Genomic DNA, 18,294 nt, shown 5'->3' with positions numbered 1-18,294 from the left:
TGCAGCTTTCCGAGATTTGGCGCACTTCGGACACATACACACCCCCTGATAAGGAAATAGAGTATTGCGTCCTGGTGACCGGTGCCTCGACGTTGAAGGGTTCCCTCCGAGCGGTTAACCGTCTCCGGTTCCTGGCGCGGCCGCTGAGGGTTAAATTGTGAGATGAGAGCTTATATATTATTTTATTTTCTAATGAACAAGCTATTTTACTTCGGGTGTGCCGGGGAATACAGGAGGTATGAAATGCGAATCATTGTAGTTGTTATATTAATAAACTTACTATGTTGTAATGCAATGGCGGCAAGCCCAGGTCCTAAGGATGGCTTTCGTGACATTTATTGGGGCGATGCTCCTTTGCCAGACATGTTGCATCTCAAAAAAGAACATGGAATGGATGTTTATAGTAAGTCGGGGCAACTTAGAGACAGAGTAGCAAGTATTGACAACGGAATGATTACTTATCATTTTTACAACAAAAAATTTTGTAGGGTTGAAATTATGTGGCCACTTTTGGAATATTCAGAAGCAAATGCGATCCATGAAATACTAAAAAAAGAATGGGGTAAGCCAGAATACAACGTCACTTATCCTGGCAAGTTAATTCACTTAGAATGGATGTCTGAGAATGGAAGAACAAGATCATCGTATGCAGCAATGAAAAAGGTGGATAAAAAGGAAAAAAACCCTATTTCAGAATTATTTGACAAGAACTGGCTTGCATCCATATTTATCGATGATAAAGCCTGTGTTGAAAAAGCGATATCTGATAATGGGTTATAAAATACATATCAGTTTACTGGTCGCCTTCCTCTGCTACACCTCCGCCGCTTCGATCCCCCGCGACGATTATGGCCGGATCAAGCGGAGCGCGGCAGTGGTTCGCCAGTTCAAACAGCAGACCGGATATAACGGCGGACGGACGGGATACGAGATAGACCACATAACCCCCCTGCATCGGGGCGGGTGCGATTCAGTGGAGAACTTGCAATGGCTGACCATCGAGGAACATCAGGAAAAGACGAGGAGAGAGCGGTGAAGGAAAAGAAGACGTTTCCGAGGGTTACGAAACTCTTGCTGGAAAATGCTGTTCAGGCCGGCAGCGTCAATGCCGTCGTGAGAAAAACAGGACTCTCTCACAATACCGTCACCGGTTACATCGAGGGGAGAACCGAGCCGTCACACAAAAGCCTGGAGTTGATCGGGCAGGCTTACGGCAAAACTGTCGCATGGCTGAGAAATGACAAAGAAGAAGACACGCCGATCCCCCCCGGCCTAGTAGACATGTCGTATGTCACCGCCACGAAACGCAATCTATGGGCGATCATCAGGGATTTACCAGAGGAACGGGCAAAGGCATTGCTCAAGTTCCTGCAGCCTTGAGCTCGTCCAAGTAATCCGCCCAGGTCTGCATCATCTTCCGGCGCGTTTCGATATGTGCCGTTCGGTTGTAGGCTCTGCCGTTCGGGTCCTTGACCTTGTGCGCGAGTTGATGCTCGATGATGTCGGGCCGGAAACCGAGGATCTCATCGAGGATTGTCCGCGCCGTCGCCCTGAAACCGTGGCCGGTAATCTCGTCCCTCTCGAATCCCATACGTCGCAGCGCCGCATTGACGGCGTTCTCCGACATGCACCGTAGCGGAGAACGATGGGATGTGAACACGTACCGCCCCCGGCCTGTCAATGGCTGGAGTCCCTTCAGGATCTCGATTGTCTGAGAGGAGAGGGGGACCAGATGAACAACCCTCATTTTCATCCTCTCCGCGGGGATGTTCCACTCAGCAGCGTCAAGGTCTATTTCAGACCATTCCGCCGCCCTGAGTTCGCCAGGACGCACGAAGAGCAGGGGGGCCAGTAGCAGAGCAGCCTTGACAATGGCGGAGCCGTCATAATCCTCGAAGGCGCGGAGCATCGGCCCGACTGTCTTCGGGTCTGTTGGTGCCGCATAGTGTTTATTTTTCACCCGTGGGAGAGCGCCTTGAAGATCCGGGATAGGATTCCGCTTTGCTCGTCCCGTCGCTATTGCATAGCGGAAGATCTGACCACAGCACGTCTTGACCCGATGAGCAACCTCCAGGCTTCTTTTCTCTGCCCGGTTCATGATCGATAGAATATCCGGTGCCTCGATCTCGGTGATCGGTCGCGCCCCAATCCAGGGAAAAGCGTTCGCCTTCAGTCGATTGAGAAGACGTGTGGCATGTTCCTCCGTCCATTCATGCTTGAATTTCTCATGCCACTCCAGAGCGATTGACTCAAAGGTATTCGCAGATGCCAAAGATGCAGCGGCCCGCCGATTCTTCTTCTGCTCTCCAGGATCAATATCGTTCGCGAGGAGTTTCCTCGCTGCATCCCGCTTTTCCCGAGCGTCCCCGAGCGTAACCTCTGGATACATACCCAGAGCGAGAGTCTTCTCCTTGCCGTTGAAGCGATACTTCAGGCGCCAACATTTACCGCCAGCCGGCGTAACCATGAGATACATCCCCGCCGAGTCGGAGAGCTTGACGGGCTTGGCAGACGGTTTTGCATTGCGGACCTTGGCATCAGTAAGCGGCATGGGCTGGCTCCTTGTGGGGGTATCGTGATGCATTGGCGGGGGTATTCGTCCAAATAATGCCCCCATCTGCCACGGATGCCACCATACCAAAGCGGATATTACCGGACAACAAAAAAAGAAAAAGCCCCCTGAATTCAGGGGGCTTCGCACTTTACCGGACGTGGCCGGATGTTGTTCTGGAGCCGTTTGTCGGAATCGAACCGACGACCTCATCATTACGAGTGATGTGCTCTACCAACTGAGCTAAAACGGCGATGTTTTTCGAAATGTCCATCGGACGGGGAAGAACCATAATTTAATACCTGACTGAACGGCGTCTGTCAATGCCCAAAGTTCTGCCTGCCACCCTGGTGCTGCAATGCCTCATCCAGCTTTTGCAGCCCTTCCAGCGCGCCGCAGGCCAGTGAAATGTGCGGCGGTTTGATGTCAGGCTCACGCGGATTGATGCGTATGACCGTGGTATCGGCATGCTGCCAGCCCAGGCGCTCGGAGGTGGCCCGGATGGTCGGAATTGCCGTTCCTGCCCCCATTTCGATCACCGCCATGGGTTTGCCCGCCTGAGCTTCCATGAACCGCTCGAAGCGCGCCTCCTGGCCGCTGGTACGGTCCGGCAACCAGGACCAGTCCCCGAACATGAGAATGTTGGGCCTGCTGACGGTGCCGCAGTGCGGGCAGCGGGGGAGCGAGGAGGTCCGCATGGTAGCGGGATCGACCACGATCCTCTCCCGGTTGTCCCAGATGTCCCGGGTGCAGGGCTTGATGCACTGGAGGTGGTGGATCGAACCATGCACCTCCAGTATGCTGTCATTGGCGAATCCCGCCTTGCCGAACTGCCCATCCACGTTGGATGTCACCACAAAATAAGCTGCCTGGTTCAACTCGATCCAGCGTCTGATGATGTGGAACCCCTGATGGGGGATGGTGGCCCGGTAGAGATTGGTGCGGTGGCCGTAAAACCCCCAGCCAAAGGCCGGGTCGCGCTCGAAGTGCTGTGGATTGGCGGCATCCGCAAACGAGAGCCCGAGCCGGGCGTACATCGGATAGGCCTTCCAGAAGCCCTGGTCGCCGCGGAAATCAGGCAGGCCCGAATCGACCCCCATGCCGGCTCCGGCCGTGATGACGAAGGCTTCGGCATTCCTGATTATCTCGGCCGCGCGTTCCAGCACAGTTCGCCTCAGGACAGCAGATGCACGAATAATCCGCTGCGCAGCTTGGGTTCGAACCAGGTCGATTTGGGAGGCATGATCTGGTCCTGGTCGGCCAGGTCGATCAGTTCGCCGATCGAGGTGGGGAACAGGGAAAATGCCACCGCATATTCCTGTGAGTCTACCAGCCGCACCAGCTCATCATTGCCGCGAATGCCTCCCACGAAATGAATGCGGGTGTCGGTGCGGGGATTGCCTATGCCCAGGATAGGAGCCAGCAGGCTGTTCTGGAGAATCGATACGTCAAGGCGCTCCACCGTGTCGGACTCGTTGACCAGGTCAGGGGCGGCATGCAGGTGATACCAGCTGCCCGACAGGTACATGCCGAAGTGATGGCGATTGCAGGGGATGACCGGAGTGGCGGAGGGCACAATCTCGAAGGCCGATGCCACCTGCGCGAGGAAACCGTCCGCATCCAGGCCGTGCAGGTCTTTGACCGCCCGGTTGTACGGCATGATGTTGAGCTGGTTCTCGGGGAAGATCACTGTCAGGAAAAAGTTGTACTCCTCCTGTCCGTTGTGCCCTGGATTTTTTTCTCGGCGCAGTTCACGCACGCGGCCGGCAGCGGCGCTGCGGTGATGTCCGTCCGCCACGTACAGACGGGGAATGGCGCCGAACAGGTCCACCAGGCGATCGATCATCGCCGAATCAGTGATGATCCAGAGGGTGTGCGACACGCCGTCGTCGGTCGTAAAATCGTATTCGGGCTCGGCGGCGATCACGCCGGCAATGATCTCCTCGACTTCGCTGCAGCTGCGCGAGAGGTAGAAAACCGGTTCATCATTGGCATCCAGGTAATCGATGTGTTTGACGCGGTCTTCTTCCTTGTCGGCTCGGGTATGCTCGTGCTTCTTGATCACTCCGGACTGGTAGTCATCGACGCTGGCGCACACCACCAAGCCGGTCTGGACGATGATGCCCATCTTCTGGCGGTAGACATAGAAGCATTCCTGGTCGTCCTGGACGAGCAGCCCGCGGTCGATGAACTCCTGCAGGTTGCGCTGCCCCTGGACATAGACCGGTTCATCGTGCGGGTCGATGTGCGCCGGCAGGTCGATCTCGGGCCGGGAAATGTGCAGGAAACTGTCGGAATTGCCGGCGGCCATGGCTCTGGCCTCCTCGACATTCATCACGTCATAGGGCAGCGCCGCTACCTTGTCTGCGAGTTTTCTGGGGGGACGAAGTCCCTTGAAGGGTTTGATCACTGCCATGTACAACTCCTGCCTTTAGAAGTATCTGCGTGCCCCGACGAAGCGCTTTTCAAAATAGGACTCGTCAATGGGGGTGATGCGAATTTCCTCGCCCCTGCGGGGGGCGTGAACGAATTTGCCATTGCCGACATAGATGCCGACGTGATTGATCTTGTCATCCGCCGCACCGAAAAATACCAGATCGCCATCCTGCAGGTCAGGTCTGGTCACCGCTTCGCCTGCTTTGAATTGATCCCGGGAGGTGCGGGGGATGCTGACTCCGCAAAGATTGTAGACTGCGCGAACGAAGCCGCTGCAATCCATGCCGTCCACTACCGTGTCCCCCCCCCAGCGGTACGGGATGCCGACGAACCGCTCGGCGGTGCGGGCGGCAATGGCCCCCATATCGCGGTCGCCGTGCCTGGCCTGCTTGATGGCCGACTCAGGGCTCCTGGGCTGCTCGGTGCGTTTGGGTTCCCTGGTCTGCCGGATCTCTTCGACAGGAGACTTTTGCAGGCCCGGTTCCTTGGGAGCCTTGAAGACCACTTCGTTTGGGGGGGCGACATAGTAACCGTCGATCAGATGGTCCGCCACCAGCCTGGCAGCCGCGGCACGAGCCTTTTCCCTGCTGGGAAAATCACCGAACCGGACAGCGTAAATGCCGTTATCTTTGCGGAAATAGAAGGCTTCAATGCCTTTTTTCTGAAGAGCGGTGGTGAAGCGTTCGGCGTTTTTTACATCTGCAAAGGCGCCCATTTGGATGGCGTATCCCAGGCGGCGTATGCCTGACGAAGGATCCGACGCTTCCGGCATGGAGGGGGCGGCTAAAAGAATGCAGCATACGGTGATTACAACGGATCTTTTCAAGGCGAGCATGTTCACGGGCAATCTTTTTTCATAATTCCAGCGGGTATGGTGTCACAGTATCCGTAATTTGAAACCGGGAGTAAAGAACTTTTTGCCCGGATTCCGGGAATGGCGGTACCGCAAGGGTGGCAAGCCGAAACGCTGATTTATTTTAGTTAAAAAGCTTTACAAATCTGTGACATGCTCTATTATATAAAAGATTTTTTAATTCTCCGCTGGGCTCTCACTCGGGAAAGGGGAGAGACTGTGGCGTCAATTGCCGACAATTCGGGTGTTTCCTCATCACAGGCGCTCAAAGCGGCAGTGCCGGCCATTACCTGGCCTGCACCGGACTCTCCTGCTGCTGCCTATGGCCGCGATGCCGGGGAAATAAAGGCATCCGAGTCCGAGGATATCGTCACCTTGACGCGAAAAGAGCGGCAGTCCGGGCAGCAGGCGAACCACACGAACGAAAAACCGACTGGAATGAAGAATATACTGTTTTCATACAACTTCCGCGGCAACCTGCAAATCAGGTTCATGGACAGCACCAACAGCGTGGTGTACCAGACGCCTCCCCTCTACTTCTCGCGCCTGACGGAGATCATCGCATCCACCCACACTTCAGTGAGTTTCAGAACGTAGTTACGACGGTTTCCGGCGCTTCCCCGAGCATGAAAAAAGCCGTCTGCTGATCTGTCTCAGCAGACGGCTTTATTGTTTGCTCTAATGCAGCCACCCGAAAATGGCGGAACAGCAGGCAGGCCCACTGCCGTCCCCACTGTTCCAGAAAGCGGTCTTTGCAGATGCGCCGGAACCTGCGGCCATTCAGGTCAGCGTAGGCAAAGCCCCCGCTCACGCCGCTAGTCGACATCCCCCACCTGCCGCCGTACTCCCATCAGGAACGCCACCACGAAATCTTCCAGGGCACCATCCAGCACGGCATCGGGATTGCCCGTTTCCACGCCGGTCCTCAAGTCCTTCACCATCTTGTAGGGATGCAGGACATAGGAGCGTATCTGGCTGCCCCAGCCGATCTCCTTTTTTTCCTCGGCGATTTCGGAGGCCTTGGCAGTGCGTTCTTCCAGCTCCCGTTCATACAGTTTGGCCCTCAGGACCTTCATGGCGGTAGCCTTGTTGAGATGCTGGCTGCGTTCGCTCTGGCAGGCCACGACGATGTTGGTCGGCAGGTGGGTGATGCGCACCGCCGAGTCGGTCGTATTGACATGCTGCCCCCCGGCGCCGCCGGAACGATAGGTGTCCACACGCAGGTCGGACTCGGCGATCTTTATGTCGATGTCCTCTTCCTCGATCTCGGGGAAGGCGTAGACCGAAGCGAACGAGGTGTGGCGGCGGGCATTGCTGTCAAAGGGGGAAATGCGCACGAGCCGGTGGATACCGACCTCGGCTTTCAGATGGCCGTAGGCGTACTCGCCGGTTACGCTGAAGGTGGCCGATTTGATGCCCGCCTCATCGCCTGCCTGGTAGTCGGTGATGGAGGTCTTCCAGCCCTTTTTCTCGCAATAGCGCAGGTACATGCGCAGCAACATCTCGGCCCAGTCCTGCGACTCGGTGCCGCCGGCGCCGGGGTTGATGGAGATGAAGCACGAGTTGCGGTCGTGGGTGCCGGAGAGCATGCGCTGGAACTCGGCCGCCTCGACGCTTTCCTGCAGCCGGGCGTTCATGACGGCCACTTCAGCCAGCGTCTCTTCGTCCTGGGCTTCCACGCCCAGTTCGATCATGACCTTTACATCGTCCAGTTGCCGATTGAGGCCGTCCCACATCTGGACGATCTTTTCCAGTGCCGTGCGTTCCCGGAGAATGTTCTGGGAGGTTTCGACCGCATCCCAGAAACCGGGGGCGGCAATCTTGGACTCTATCTCCTGGATCGATTCGCGCTTGGTGTCGACGTCAAAGAGACCCCCGGAGCTTGACGATACGTTCTTCCAGATCCTGCATGCGGGCTATTTCTTCGCGAAACATGAATACTCCTCGATAGTTTGGATTGATAAAACTATTCTGCCACAGAGACACGGAGGCACAGAGGAAAATCAGGCTGGTACAGCTCCAATTCTCTTACCGGCAGGATAAAACGGGTGCTTGTTGGGATTCCTGAATGTTCTCTGCGCAGGCATTTAAAAGTCACGAAGCACGGAGGGAGAGAACTCGGAATTTGTGAAATCGGAAGGTTTTACTTCCCGGCGTTAAGGCTTTCCTCTGTGTCTCCGTGTCTCAGTGGCGGACTTCAGGTTTCACGTGTTCTTCTTCAGCCGGAACCACGCCAGTGCCGCGATCCCCGCACTCGCTGCCACGCACAGCCAGGCCAGGGCGTCGCCCATCCTGAGATAGAGCGAATCTCCGGTACCGGGATGTATCTCGCCGGTACGGTAGGCCTCCTCGAACAAGGGGGTCATGGTGCGGATATGGCCGTTATGATCGATGATGGCGGTTACGCCGGTATTGGCGGCACGTAGCAGGGGCGTGCGGGTTTCGACTGCCCTGAAGACGGCGATAGAGAGGTGCTGGTACGGAGCGGACGAACGGCCGAACCAGGCGTCATTGGTAATGTTGACGAGAATGCGCGCCCCTGCCCGGACATAGTCTCTGGCAAGTTCCGGGAAGATCCCCTCGAAGCAGACCAGGGTCCCGACCTGGGTGTCGTTAACCGGCAGCGGCGTAACCCGTTCGCCGGGGGAAAAATCCCCGATTCCCACCACAAGCTTACTGATGAATGGGAAGAAGCGTCCCAATGGCACGAATTCCCCGAACGGCACCAGATGCATCTTGTCGCTTCTGCCGATGGTGTCACCTTTGGGTGAAATGACAAAGGCGCTGTTCAGGAAGGTGCGCTTGCCGTTGCGCAGCTCATGGGCAGGACTGCCCACCAGCAAGGTGGTAGACAGCTCCCGCGCCAGCCCCCTGATCCGCTCGGCCTGGCGCAGTTCGTCCTGGAAAAAGAAGGGGAGGGCGCTTTCCGGCCAGACCACCAGATCGGCCCCGTTTTTGAGCGCCTCGCGGGTCAGACGTTCGTAGCTGACCAGGGTTTGCTCCTGGAAAGCGGGATTCCATTTGACGTCCTGTGCGATGTTGCCCTGAATTAAGGCGACCCGCAGCGGTTTCACATCCCGCGCCTCGGGAAGATTCAGGCGGCTGAAACCGTAGAGGAGTGTGGCGATCAGCAGACAGAGCAGCACCAGCGCACTTTTGACGGGGTAGGGAACCCCGGCGCCGGCAATGGCGCGCAGAACGCGATACAGCACCACGTTGGCCAGCACGATGATCAGGGTAATGCCGAAGACCCCGGTGATGTCCGCGATCTGGATCAGGGGCAGCGTTCTGTACTGGGAGTGACCCAGCATGGCCCAGGGGAATCCCGACAGCAGGAAGGTGCGGATGAAATCGCCCGCTACCCAGGCCACCGGCAGCGAAAAGGCGGTTTTAATGCCGATCCGTTCGCCGGCGCGCGCCACCAGGGTGGCCAGTCCGAAAAACATGGCCAGCCACGCCATCAGCAGTACATAGAGCGGAACACTGGCTACCCAGGGGAGATGGCCGTAATGGGTGATGACGATATTGATCCAGTACAGTATGACGGCGTAGGCACTGAGACCGCAGGTGAAGCCGATGCGGAAGGCGGTCCGCAGGGAAGATCCTTCGAGGGCGATCAGGAGGGGGATCAGCGCTATCCAGGCCAGAAAGGACAATCCGACGTTCGGAAAGGAACAGGCGATCATCAGACCGGACAGAATCGCCAGCATGCCCGCCTGATCGAACCAGGCCGGCAGATCGGTACGCAGAAAACGGCTTATCACGCTCTGTCACGCTCCGTGCTGTCCAGACGGCAGATGCAGACCTTCTTGATCCTGCGTTCGTCCGCGTCGATTATGGTGAAGCGCAGCCCGCTGCCTTCGACGATATCGTCGGTTTCGGGTATCTTGCCGGTCAGATGAATGATCAACCCACCGACGGTGTCGAATTTATCGCGCTCGATCTCGATTTCGAACTGTTCCTCGAGATCGTCGACCGGCATGCGCGCGTCGGCGGTGATGGAACCATCCTTGTTGACGGAGAACAGCGCCTCTTCCCGGTCGTACTCGTCCTGGATGTCCCCCACGATCTGCTCCAGCAGGTCTTCGATGGTGATCAGCCCGGATGTGCCGCCATACTCATCGATCACGACGGCCAAGTGCACGTGCTTGCGCTTGAACTCCTGCAGAAGCTGCTCGAGATCCTTGGTTTCAGGAATAAAGAAGGGAGCCCGGACGATCTCGCGCACCCGGATCTGCTCCTCCCGTTTTCCCCAGTATTTGAGCAGGTCCTTGGCGTACAGCAGTCCGATGATGTTGTCGATGTTGTTTTCGTAGACCGGGATGCGCGAATGGCCGCAGGAAATTATCGTGTCCAGGATTTCGCCGATCGAGGCACTGACTGCCACGCAGGCCATGTCAGTGCGGGGAATCATGATTTCGCGCGCTACCGTGGAACGCAGCGAAAAGATGGAGCGGATCATTTCGCTCTCGTCTTCGTTGACGAGCCCCTCTTCCTCGCTGGCCTTGATGAGATCGTGGATCTCGTCCGTGGTGACTTTTTTACGTCCGTTCACGAACCTGCTGATCAGCTCGATGAAACCTGACTTTCTACTGCCTTCTTCCAAGCTGGACATCCTCCCCAATGGGTCTTGGTGACTATATTAGAATGAGTATATTTCGCGGATTTGGAGCTAAAAGGCAAGGATTTTGAACAACAGCAGTACGATCAGGGTAACGGCGGTTCCCAGGAACGAGCCGAAAACCACCTCGCGCATGCTGTGGATCTTCATCAGGAGCCGGGAGTGGCTGACCATTATTGCCAGTCCGAACGATAAAAGGGAGGTAAGCGGATCGCGCGTATTGAGCGAAACCGCCGTGGCAATCGAGAATGCTATCGCAGAATGGCCGCTGGGCACTCCCCCCTGAAGCGGCGTACCTTTGTGGGTCAGGGTCTTGATCATGATGACGACGATCACCACCACCAGCACCGAAACGATTATGCCCAATTCTGCCGGTGATCCGAACATGCCGAGCACCTTTCCGTACATCGGTAATACATATTTTGCCAGCACCAGATAGCCGACAATCGCGGCACCCACCGCCGTGGTCAGCACCGCGCCCGCGGCCGTGTCCTTGGCGATTTTTGCCAGCGGGTGATAATCGGGCGACACCAGGTCTACCACAGCCTCCACCGCCGTATTGACCAGCTCGGCAAACAGCACGAACAGAATCGAGAGCGCCAGCAGGCCGAACTCGATCGGTGTCACCCGCAGGAACAGGGCTCCCAGCAGCACCACAGCAGCAGCGATGAAGTGGTTGCGCATGTGCTTTTCGGCGCGGGCTGCATGCAGAATACCTTCGATGGCGCAGTTGGCCGAATCTATGAAGCGGACGGGTTTAACAACCCTTCCTTTGCCAGGATTCTGAATAGTTCCTGCTCCTTTTTTTGCATGCGGGACGCTTCGGTTTCTCCGCTCCGCTCGTGATCGTATCCGCACAGGTGCAGGATGCCGTGCAAGAGCAGAAAGCAGAGCCTTTCGAAATGGGAATTGCCCCCCTCTTCGGCCTCCCGCAGGGCGGTATCGGCCGAAATGATCACATCTCCCAGGACCTGCGGATTGATGCCGGCGAATTCCCCTTCCTGTTGGGAAAAGGAGATCACATTGGTGGGCCTGTCCTTGGCCAGATAATCGCGGTTGATACGGCGGATGGCCGCATCGCTCACGATGGAGATGGATAGTTCAGTTTCCTCAGGACATCCCAAGGCGCTTAAGATCCTCGCCGCCACCTTTTTTAGCTGGCGGGTTTCGATCCGGTGGCGTCTCTGGCGGTTGTTCAGCAGAATCTCCACTTATTTTGCCTCCATTGTTCGGGGTGAGCTGGTCGACCGCCGTTTTCTGTTCGGTTGCAGCCGGCTTGCGGGCTCCGCTACCCGATTTGTGCACCGGTTCGGGATAATCGATGCGGTGATGGAAAATCCCGTTCAGGATCTGATTGAAGCTCCGGGCGATGTCGTGCAGGTTTTTGAGCGTCAGCTCGCATTCGTCCAGTTGCCCGTCAATGAAGATGTTGTTGATGATCTTCTGCACCATGCCCTGGATGCGGTCGGGCGTGGGATTGACCAGGGTGCGGGAGGCGGCCTCCACGCAGTCGGCCAGCATGACGATACCGGCCTCGCGGGTCTGGGGCTTGGGGCCCGGATAGCGGAAATCCTTTTCCTCCACCGTCTGTCCGGTCGTCTCGGCCTGATTTCTGGCCCGCTCGTAGAAAAATTTGATCAGCCCGGTGCCGTGATGCTGGCGGATGATATCGATGATCGGCTGTCCCAGGTGCTTTTCGCGGGCCAGCTCCGTCCCTTCCTTGATATGGGATATCAGAATCAGGGCGCTCATGCTGGGGGAGAGCTTGTCGTGGCGGTTCTCTTCGCCGGTCTGGTTCTCGATGAAATACTGGGGCTTGGATGCCTTGCCGATATCGTGGTAATAGGCCGCTACCCGTGCCAGAAGCGGATTGGCGTTGGTCGCTTCGGCCGCTGCCTCCACCAGATTGCCGACCACCACGCTGTGATGATAGGTGCCCGGTGCCCGGACCATCAGGTCGCGCAGCAGGGGCGAGTTCAGGTTGGCCAGTTCCAGGAGCTTCATGTCAGTGGTGTAGCGGAAGAGCGTTTCCAGAATCGGTATGAATCCAGAAACGCATCCGGCGCTGATCATCCCGCTCACCAGGGCGAACAGTGCCACGTAAAGGGTCTGAATGCTGAAGAGCGTGTTGCTGAAGGTCTGGAAGGCCAGTCCCATGGCCAGGTTGACCACCGATATTTTCAGCCCTGCGGCGTAGATGGTGCTGCGGTCGGCGCACTGCCGCATGCCGTGGGCGCCGATAATGCTCCCCAGCAGGGCGTAGATGACCACGAACATGTTGTTGTTGAACATGATCCCCAACAGCGGCGCCAGGATGGCACAGTAGACCAGGGCCACTTCGGAGTTGATCAGCATCCGGACGATCATTGCACTGGCGGCAAAGGGGAACAGGTAGAAATAATTGCTGGTGTCGATATACGGAAAGACCGGGCCGATGTTGTTGGTTATCTGGAGGGCGGTCCGGAACACCAGGAAGCTGCCGATGATCATCAGCGAGAGGACAAGGATGTCCTTGTTGCTGGGGTTGAATTTGCGGATGTTCTTGATGGCGAAACGGTACGGGAAGTAGAACAGCACCAGGATCATGGCGAAGCAGCCGGCGATTGTGAAGATGCGGTGGTCAGTGCTGTCCTCATGGAAGATGATCCGCAGTTTGTGGGCTTGCTCGGGGCTGATGCGTTCGCCGATGCGGACGATCATCTCCCCCTTCTGCACCTTGAAGAGCACCGGGCGGACCGCCTCCATGGCGGCCTGGCTGCGGGCTTCGGAAGCCTCGCGGTTATAGAAGAGGCTCGGCAGCAGAGTCCGGGCTATGATACCCGCTATCCGGCTCGCATCGCCGGGGTTGCCCAGGCCGGTGAACTTCCACTCTGCAACCATTCTGCGCGCTTCACCTATTTCGGTGTAGCCGGAGGCTGCGTTGCCGTCACTGACGAGATGGCCGCTGTTATCGATGATCTCGATGCCCCGGCGCGCATCGGTCTGGAAGGATTTACCGTCCAGCACGATCCTGTGCTGGTACAGATCGTTCAGCAATTTTTCGGCGTCATCCAGAAACGCCTGGTCATCCTTGATGCGGGTGACGGCCAGGATTTCCGGGTCCTTCAGTTCCGTATCCAGAACCGGGGACAGCAGTTTGCGCCATTCTTCCGAACCGGTCCGCGGATTTTTGGACTGCTGCGAACGAATGGCTGCCACGGTCTGCTGAAGTTTCTCGGTCAGGTAGTACGGCACCCGGTCGTTGAGGTTGTAGATGACCGGGGCATTGTTACTCACCTCTTTGCGCCGCTGCTCGGTCAGCGCATGATCTTCCACCAGATAGTCGCGCGTGGCGCGAATATCGGAGGTGGCGATCTCTCCGACCTTGAACTCCTGAAAAAAGAAATGCTGGTTGGGGAGTACGATGAACGTCAGCAGAAGCGCAGTGGCGATAAGGAGGATAAACCTGTTGCGACGGGCTGTACGTGGATTGGAAAACCTTCTGTCGATTGAATCGAAGAGATTTGATCCCAACTTGCTCATGTGGGTGAGCGTATGTTGTTCCGGTTTGTTACTGTTATGTTCCGGCATATCCTGTCGGGCGATTCGAGGGTCGTTTTATATTGAAAAAAACGCTAAGTGTTTGAAAATAAGTTTTAAATATATCCTTAATCCGATGCGGTGTCAATACAACCGTATTTTGGCCGCCGGACGCTGCCGGTTCTCACACATCAGCCTGAATTCGTGAGGCATGGAAGTCGAAGCGAGCGTCATGCCGGGGCGCGATCGTCGCTGACTCCGTTTCAGTTGGCAATGCCGCCTCACCTACGACGAAATGTTTCTTATGCCGGAAACGCAGGAGCAGAGGCAGGGGTAGCGAGTGAAGACTGAAATGCCTCTCAAGTCTGCGATCAGACCAGAGAAATATCCTCGCCAGTGATCTCCACATCCGGCCATTCCTCGTAGATCCAATCCTCTACCCGTTCCAGTGCTGTTCGCGCCAGTCCCTTGTCCGGGCTGATCGTCACGAAGCCGAGCACCGCCACGCGGGGATTGTCCTGGCGCGCCACTTCGGCGCAGGAAACGTTGAAGCGGTTCCTGGCGCGGCCGGTGATGCTTTTGACAATACCGCGCTTTTCCTTGAGCGAGAAGCAGGGCAGGGCGAGGTGGATTTCAAGGCAGTAGATGAACATCGGTGACGGCAGCTAGAACTCGCAGTGCCGGGGAGTTCGGGGGAAGGGGATCACGTCGCGGATATTCTCCATGCCGGAAAGGTACATCACCAGCCTCTCGAAGCCGAGGCCGAAGCCGGCATGGGGACAGCTGCCCCAGCGGCGGCTTTCCAGATACCACCAGAGCGGCTCCCGGGCTATTCCCAGCTCCACCATGCGGTCTTCAAGCAGATCGAGGCGCTCCTCGCGCTGGCTGCCCCCGATGATCTCGCCCACCTTGGGCACCAGCAGATCCATGGCGGCCACCGTGCGGCCGTCGTCGTTGCGGCGCATGTAGAAAGCCTTGATGTCTTTGGGGTAGTTGAGGATGAAGGCCGGCCCTCCGATGATCTGCTCCGTGATGTAGCGTTCATGCTCGGTTTGCAGATCGAGCCCCCATTGCACCGGATAATTGAAGGATGCGCCCGACTTCTGCAGCCGCTCGATGGCTTCGCCATACTCCAGACGGGCGAAGTCCGCCTCGGCTACCCGCCTGATCCTCTCCAGCAGCCCGTTTTCGATCTGCTTGTCGAAAAAGGCCATGTCTTCGACGCACTCCTCCAACGCAAAGCGGCACAGGTAGCGCACGAATTCTTCAGCGAGATCAGCGTCATCGGCCAGATCGGCAAAGGCCAATTCCGGCTCGATCATCCAGAACTCGGAAGCATGGCGGGCGGTATTGGAGTTCTCGGCCCGGAAGGTGGGACCGAAGGTGTAGACATCGGTGAAAGCCTGGGCAAAGAGTTCCCCCTCCAGTTGGCCGCTGACGGTCAGGCCGGTTTTTTGAGCGAAAAAGTCCTCGCTGAAATCGGTTTCGTCGGCATCCAGCGTAGTGACGCGGAACAGTTCGCCGGCCCCTTCGCAGTCGCTGGCAGTGATGATCGGGGTGTGCACATAGAGGAAATTCCGGTCGGCAAAGAAGCGGTGAATGGCCTGGGCCAGGCGCGAGCGCAGCCGGAAAACCGCACCGAACGTGTTGCTGCGCGGGCGCAGATGGGCAATGCTGCGCAGGTATTCGAAGGTGTGTCGTTTTTTTTGAAGGGGATAGCTTTCGTCGGATGTGCCAATCACCGTGATCGTTTCGGCTGCCAACTCCCATTGCTGGCCCACAGCGGGGGATTCCACCAAGTGCCCGGTGACGCGCAGCGCGGCGCCGGTGGGGATCTTCGTTACCTCCTGGAAATTTTCGAGCCGGCTGCCGGCCACCACCTGAATTCCGGGAAGGTTGGAACCGTCGTTGAGGGTGATGAAAACCACCTCCTTGGAGGCGCGCACCGAGCGCACCCAGCCCGCGATGGCATATTCATGACCGGTCTTGCCGGTCGATAGAATTTCGGCGACTCTCGTTCTCATTTTCGTTCGTCTCCTTCTATTGCATTATACCGCATCGTAAGACGATCCAAAGCCGGATGGGCGTATAATCTCTGTACTATTGGCTAGCTAAATATCTAATTTGTATATGAGTTGTTACAGGCAGGACATTATCGGGAAATTCTATGCAGGCAAAACAGGCTGCCAATCCCGCAAATGAAGACGATCGCATTTCCTTGCCAGACCCGCGTGAGTACTTCATCGTAACAAGTTTCCGGTGGAATGGCGAGTGTCAGGTAGCCGAACAGCATGATGGTAAAAAATATGATGAATAACAGATATTTGAGCATCGGACTGGGTGGCTTGCGCTGTTAAAATGGATATTCATCATAACTGCTGATGTAATCGCTGATGTTTTTGAATGTCACTGTAGTGCCTCCACTTTTGACTTCAAAGCCGTCCCTGGCTAGGACCAGCCCTTCAAACGAAGTCCCGCCGAAGGTTACTTTGCCGGTAGGCGCAAAGAGAACTCCCGTAAGTTTGCAACTGCCCGCAGATATCGTAATATTTCCTGAGCTTACCACTATTGCATTCGTGACCGTGTATTGATCTGGCTTTATCATCCAACCACCGCACTCGGAAACATAATCCTCATCAGCGAATATTTTTTTCCGGTCGGCGGTAAACTCTTTCTCTGAAGCGAGTTTACCTTTGGTTGCATAGTACCCATGCTCCGTATACCAGCTTAAAGGGTCTCTCAAGGGGGGAAGGGTATAGCCTGGCGTCATGGTCGGCAGTACAACGGGTTGAACAGTGGAATCAGGTATGTATCTTGCGTTATCCGCAGTATATGCGGCGGGTTTACTGAGAATACTGCCTTTGTAATAAACATATGAAGCGCTTTGCAGTTTGGGCGTCCAATCCAGTGAAGCAATATTGCGGTAAACATGAATATTTCCATATAAGGAGCCATTCGACATGTACAAGTCGCGGCCGACATACACTTCGCCATACAGCGAACCATTCGGGAAATTCAAATCATTTTGGATGTAAATCTTGCTGGATCTGTCACTCAAGCACATCTTGTTGGAACTGTCCCACAAGCAAATGGTGCCGTTGATGATCGTTACGGTTCCGTTGACGTATATTTCCGTGCCGGAGACGTTCGCTCCGCCGTTCAGGGTAAGATCGCCGTTTATATAGATTTTACCGGGATTCGTACCTGATCCCAGACTCTGGCCGCCGCTTAATTTCGCGCTTCCATTAACATAAACCGTGTTGACCGCTACGCTGGCGCCACCGTTAAAGTTTGCGTCGGTCGAGCCCCCCGTAAGCACTGCCGTGGCATTTGGCCCGTTTACCGTGTTGCCCTGAAAAACGAAAGTGGTGCCATAAACGAACACATTGTTCTTTTTTACCCATTCCTCGAAGCTGGTTCCACCGCCTCCGCAGCCGGATGCGGGAGATTTGATGGGTAATACTCTTGTAGACGAAGCTGTGTTTGAATCACTAAGGGTAAAGGTAAGATTAGAAACCGGCGGCATTGCCGATTTTCCAGATGCCACGGAAAGAGCAAGCGTCTGTCCTATAAATGAACCACTGCACGCCGCTCCGTTACATGCAAGCCAATCGGGGGCGTTATCGGGTTTCCAGGTATAAGGTGGTACTCCGCCACTTGCGAACAATGTGGCCGTATAGGTTGAACTGCCGCTGCAAACGCTTGGCAGTTCGTTATTGACAATACTCAGCCGCCCGCCGGTGGGGCCGTAACAGCCAGCCTTGCTTTTCAATTCTTCAAGTGAGACTATTCTGAACAGGTCATTTTGATCTGTGGTGATGACCGTCGCGGTACCTACTGCGGTGGATGCGCTGATAGTCGCGGCACCGACTCTGGTTTGGGGGGTCGCATCTTCCCCGAAACTGAATAGGGCAAAGGCGGTAGATACGCCCGGGGCAGCGCTATCGCTCAGATTTGAGGAGGTTCTGCCGCAGAGTCCGCCGGTGGTTAGGTTGGTCAGATTCGTGTCGGTATAATAGAGAACCTGTCTCCCCCAGGCATCTGCAAGACCATTGGGACCGAAAACACTAGGAAGGTCTGCCACAGTGGGGAGCCTGCCATTTTGAACCGCCCAAGCGGTGATCGTTCGAGCATTATCTTCCAGTCTCCCCCTTGTGTCCTTTATTTTTGCCCGCATCACCATCGGTCCATATATTTTTAATCCTGCTCCTATCAGCACCCCCAGAAAGATAAAGATAAAGACCACATTCAGGAGAGCTAGGCCTTGCCGGTTTCGAGCACATGCAAAAAATGGCATGGTTACGCCTCTAAGCG

At 56.2% G+C, this 18,294-nt stretch carries 19 protein-coding genes and 1 tRNA gene; 5 read left to right on the top strand and 15 right to left on the bottom strand.

Going from position 1 to position 18,294, the window contains the following annotated elements; genetic code table 11:
* Positions 1–243 precede the first annotated feature (243 nt).
* Genes GSVR_RS15160 through GSVR_RS15150 form a run of 3 tightly spaced genes read left to right on the top strand, consistent with a single transcriptional unit; the run spans position 244 to position 1,380 of the window.
* Positions 244–780, top strand: a complete 537-nt coding sequence (locus GSVR_RS15160; RefSeq protein ID WP_173200866.1) for a hypothetical protein — start codon at positions 244–246, stop codon at positions 778–780.
* On the top strand, positions 770–1,036 hold the full coding sequence (locus tag GSVR_RS15155) for an HNH endonuclease signature motif containing protein (RefSeq protein ID WP_203978690.1): 267 nt from the start codon (positions 770–772) through the stop codon (positions 1,034–1,036). Before GSVR_RS15160 ends, GSVR_RS15155 begins: the two co-directional genes overlap by 11 nt.
* Positions 1,033–1,380, top strand: a complete 348-nt coding sequence (locus GSVR_RS15150; protein WP_173200868.1) for a helix-turn-helix transcriptional regulator — start codon at positions 1,033–1,035, stop codon at positions 1,378–1,380. The genes GSVR_RS15155 and GSVR_RS15150 overlap by 4 nt, the downstream gene beginning before the upstream one ends.
* Here GSVR_RS15150 and GSVR_RS15145 read toward each other — a convergent pair.
* The 5 genes from GSVR_RS15145 to GSVR_RS15125 all read right to left on the bottom strand — a co-directional run bounded on the left by GSVR_RS15145 (position 1,361) and on the right by GSVR_RS15125 (position 5,813).
* Positions 1,361–2,551, bottom strand: coding sequence for an integrase arm-type DNA-binding domain-containing protein (locus GSVR_RS15145; RefSeq protein WP_173200870.1), 1,191 nt, complete (start codon positions 2,549–2,551; stop codon positions 1,361–1,363). The genes GSVR_RS15150 and GSVR_RS15145 overlap by 20 nt on opposite strands.
* Before the next feature lie 177 nt (positions 2,552–2,728).
* Positions 2,729–2,804: transfer RNA gene (locus tag GSVR_RS15140), tRNA-Thr, on the bottom strand.
* 67 nt (positions 2,805–2,871) lie between these two features.
* Positions 2,872–3,717 carry a Sir2 family NAD-dependent protein deacetylase gene (locus GSVR_RS15135; RefSeq protein WP_239077346.1) on the bottom strand — a complete coding sequence of 282 codons (846 nt, stop codon included), beginning with the start codon at positions 3,715–3,717 and terminating at the stop codon, positions 2,872–2,874.
* A gap of 8 nt (positions 3,718–3,725) precedes the next feature.
* On the bottom strand, positions 3,726–4,967 hold the full coding sequence (locus GSVR_RS15130; RefSeq protein ID WP_173200872.1) for a DUF1015 domain-containing protein: 1,242 nt from the start codon (positions 4,965–4,967) through the stop codon (positions 3,726–3,728).
* A 15-nt stretch (positions 4,968–4,982) separates the two neighbouring features.
* Positions 4,983–5,813 carry an NlpC/P60 family protein gene (locus tag GSVR_RS15125; protein WP_370552040.1) on the bottom strand — a complete coding sequence of 277 codons (831 nt, stop codon included), beginning with the start codon at positions 5,811–5,813 and terminating at the stop codon, positions 4,983–4,985.
* Positions 5,814–6,059: 246 nt separating this feature from the next.
* Here GSVR_RS15125 and GSVR_RS15120 point away from each other — a divergent pair, with 246 nt between their 5' ends.
* The gene (locus GSVR_RS15120) at positions 6,060–6,437 is read left to right on the top strand and encodes a hypothetical protein (RefSeq protein ID WP_173200876.1); all 378 of its coding nucleotides are present in this window, start codon (positions 6,060–6,062) and stop codon (positions 6,435–6,437) included.
* Here the strand turns inward: GSVR_RS15120 and GSVR_RS15115 are convergent.
* The 9 genes from GSVR_RS15115 to asnS form a co-directional block, all read right to left on the bottom strand.
* On the bottom strand, positions 6,427–6,666 hold the full coding sequence (locus GSVR_RS15115; protein ID WP_173200878.1) for a hypothetical protein: 240 nt from the start codon (positions 6,664–6,666) through the stop codon (positions 6,427–6,429). The genes GSVR_RS15120 and GSVR_RS15115 overlap by 11 nt on opposite strands.
* Positions 6,656–7,775, bottom strand: a protein-coding gene (prfB, locus tag GSVR_RS15110; protein ID WP_203978689.1) for a peptide chain release factor 2 whose coding sequence is annotated in 2 segments (ribosomal slippage) — positions 6,656–7,705 and positions 7,707–7,775 — 1,119 coding nt in all. Because the reading frame shifts where the segments join, the coding sequence is not laid out codon by codon here. The genes GSVR_RS15115 and prfB overlap by 11 nt, the downstream gene beginning before the upstream one ends.
* Before the next feature lie 269 nt (positions 7,776–8,044).
* On the bottom strand, positions 8,045–9,550 hold the full coding sequence (gene lnt, locus GSVR_RS15105; protein WP_173200953.1) for an apolipoprotein N-acyltransferase: 1,506 nt from the start codon (positions 9,548–9,550) through the stop codon (positions 8,045–8,047).
* Between the two features lie 50 nt (positions 9,551–9,600).
* On the bottom strand, positions 9,601–10,446 hold the full coding sequence (locus GSVR_RS15100; RefSeq protein ID WP_173200880.1) for a hemolysin family protein: 846 nt from the start codon (positions 10,444–10,446) through the stop codon (positions 9,601–9,603).
* A 66-nt stretch (positions 10,447–10,512) separates the two neighbouring features.
* Complete coding sequence (locus tag GSVR_RS15095) at positions 10,513–11,184, bottom strand: diacylglycerol kinase (protein WP_305040953.1); 672 nt, start codon at positions 11,182–11,184, stop codon at positions 10,513–10,515.
* Between the two features lie 17 nt (positions 11,185–11,201).
* Positions 11,202–11,585, bottom strand: a complete 384-nt coding sequence (ybeY, locus tag GSVR_RS15090) for an rRNA maturation RNase YbeY (RefSeq protein WP_239077344.1) — start codon at positions 11,583–11,585, stop codon at positions 11,202–11,204.
* Complete coding sequence (locus GSVR_RS15085) at positions 11,572–14,031, bottom strand: HD family phosphohydrolase (protein ID WP_173200886.1); 2,460 nt, start codon at positions 14,029–14,031, stop codon at positions 11,572–11,574. Before GSVR_RS15085 ends, ybeY begins: the two co-directional genes overlap by 14 nt.
* 320 nt (positions 14,032–14,351) lie before the next feature.
* Positions 14,352–14,633 carry a DUF503 domain-containing protein gene (locus GSVR_RS15080; protein WP_173200888.1) on the bottom strand — a complete coding sequence of 94 codons (282 nt, stop codon included), beginning with the start codon at positions 14,631–14,633 and terminating at the stop codon, positions 14,352–14,354.
* Positions 14,634–14,645: 12 nt separating this feature from the next.
* Positions 14,646–16,004 (bottom strand): asparagine--tRNA ligase, encoded by a 1,359-nt coding sequence (asnS, locus tag GSVR_RS15075; protein WP_173200890.1) that lies wholly within the window; start codon positions 16,002–16,004, stop codon positions 14,646–14,648.
* A gap of 143 nt (positions 16,005–16,147) precedes the next feature.
* Between asnS and GSVR_RS15070 the strand changes: the two genes are divergently transcribed.
* On the top strand, positions 16,148–16,297 hold the full coding sequence (locus tag GSVR_RS15070) for a hypothetical protein (protein ID WP_173200892.1): 150 nt from the start codon (positions 16,148–16,150) through the stop codon (positions 16,295–16,297).
* A 36-nt stretch (positions 16,298–16,333) separates the two neighbouring features.
* Here the strand turns inward: GSVR_RS15070 and GSVR_RS15065 are convergent, their stop codons facing one another.
* Entirely contained in the window at positions 16,334–18,277 is a 1,944-nt protein-coding gene (locus tag GSVR_RS15065; RefSeq protein WP_173200894.1) for a hypothetical protein, read from the bottom strand.
* Positions 18,278–18,294: the final 17 nt, after the last annotated feature.

It is taken from the genome of Geobacter sp. SVR (genome assembly GCF_016865365.1).
GTDB lineage: Bacteria > Desulfobacterota > Desulfuromonadia > Geobacterales > Pseudopelobacteraceae > Pelotalea.
Note: the sequence above shows the minus strand (reverse complement) of the source record. Positions and strands in the feature narration are given on the sequence as shown.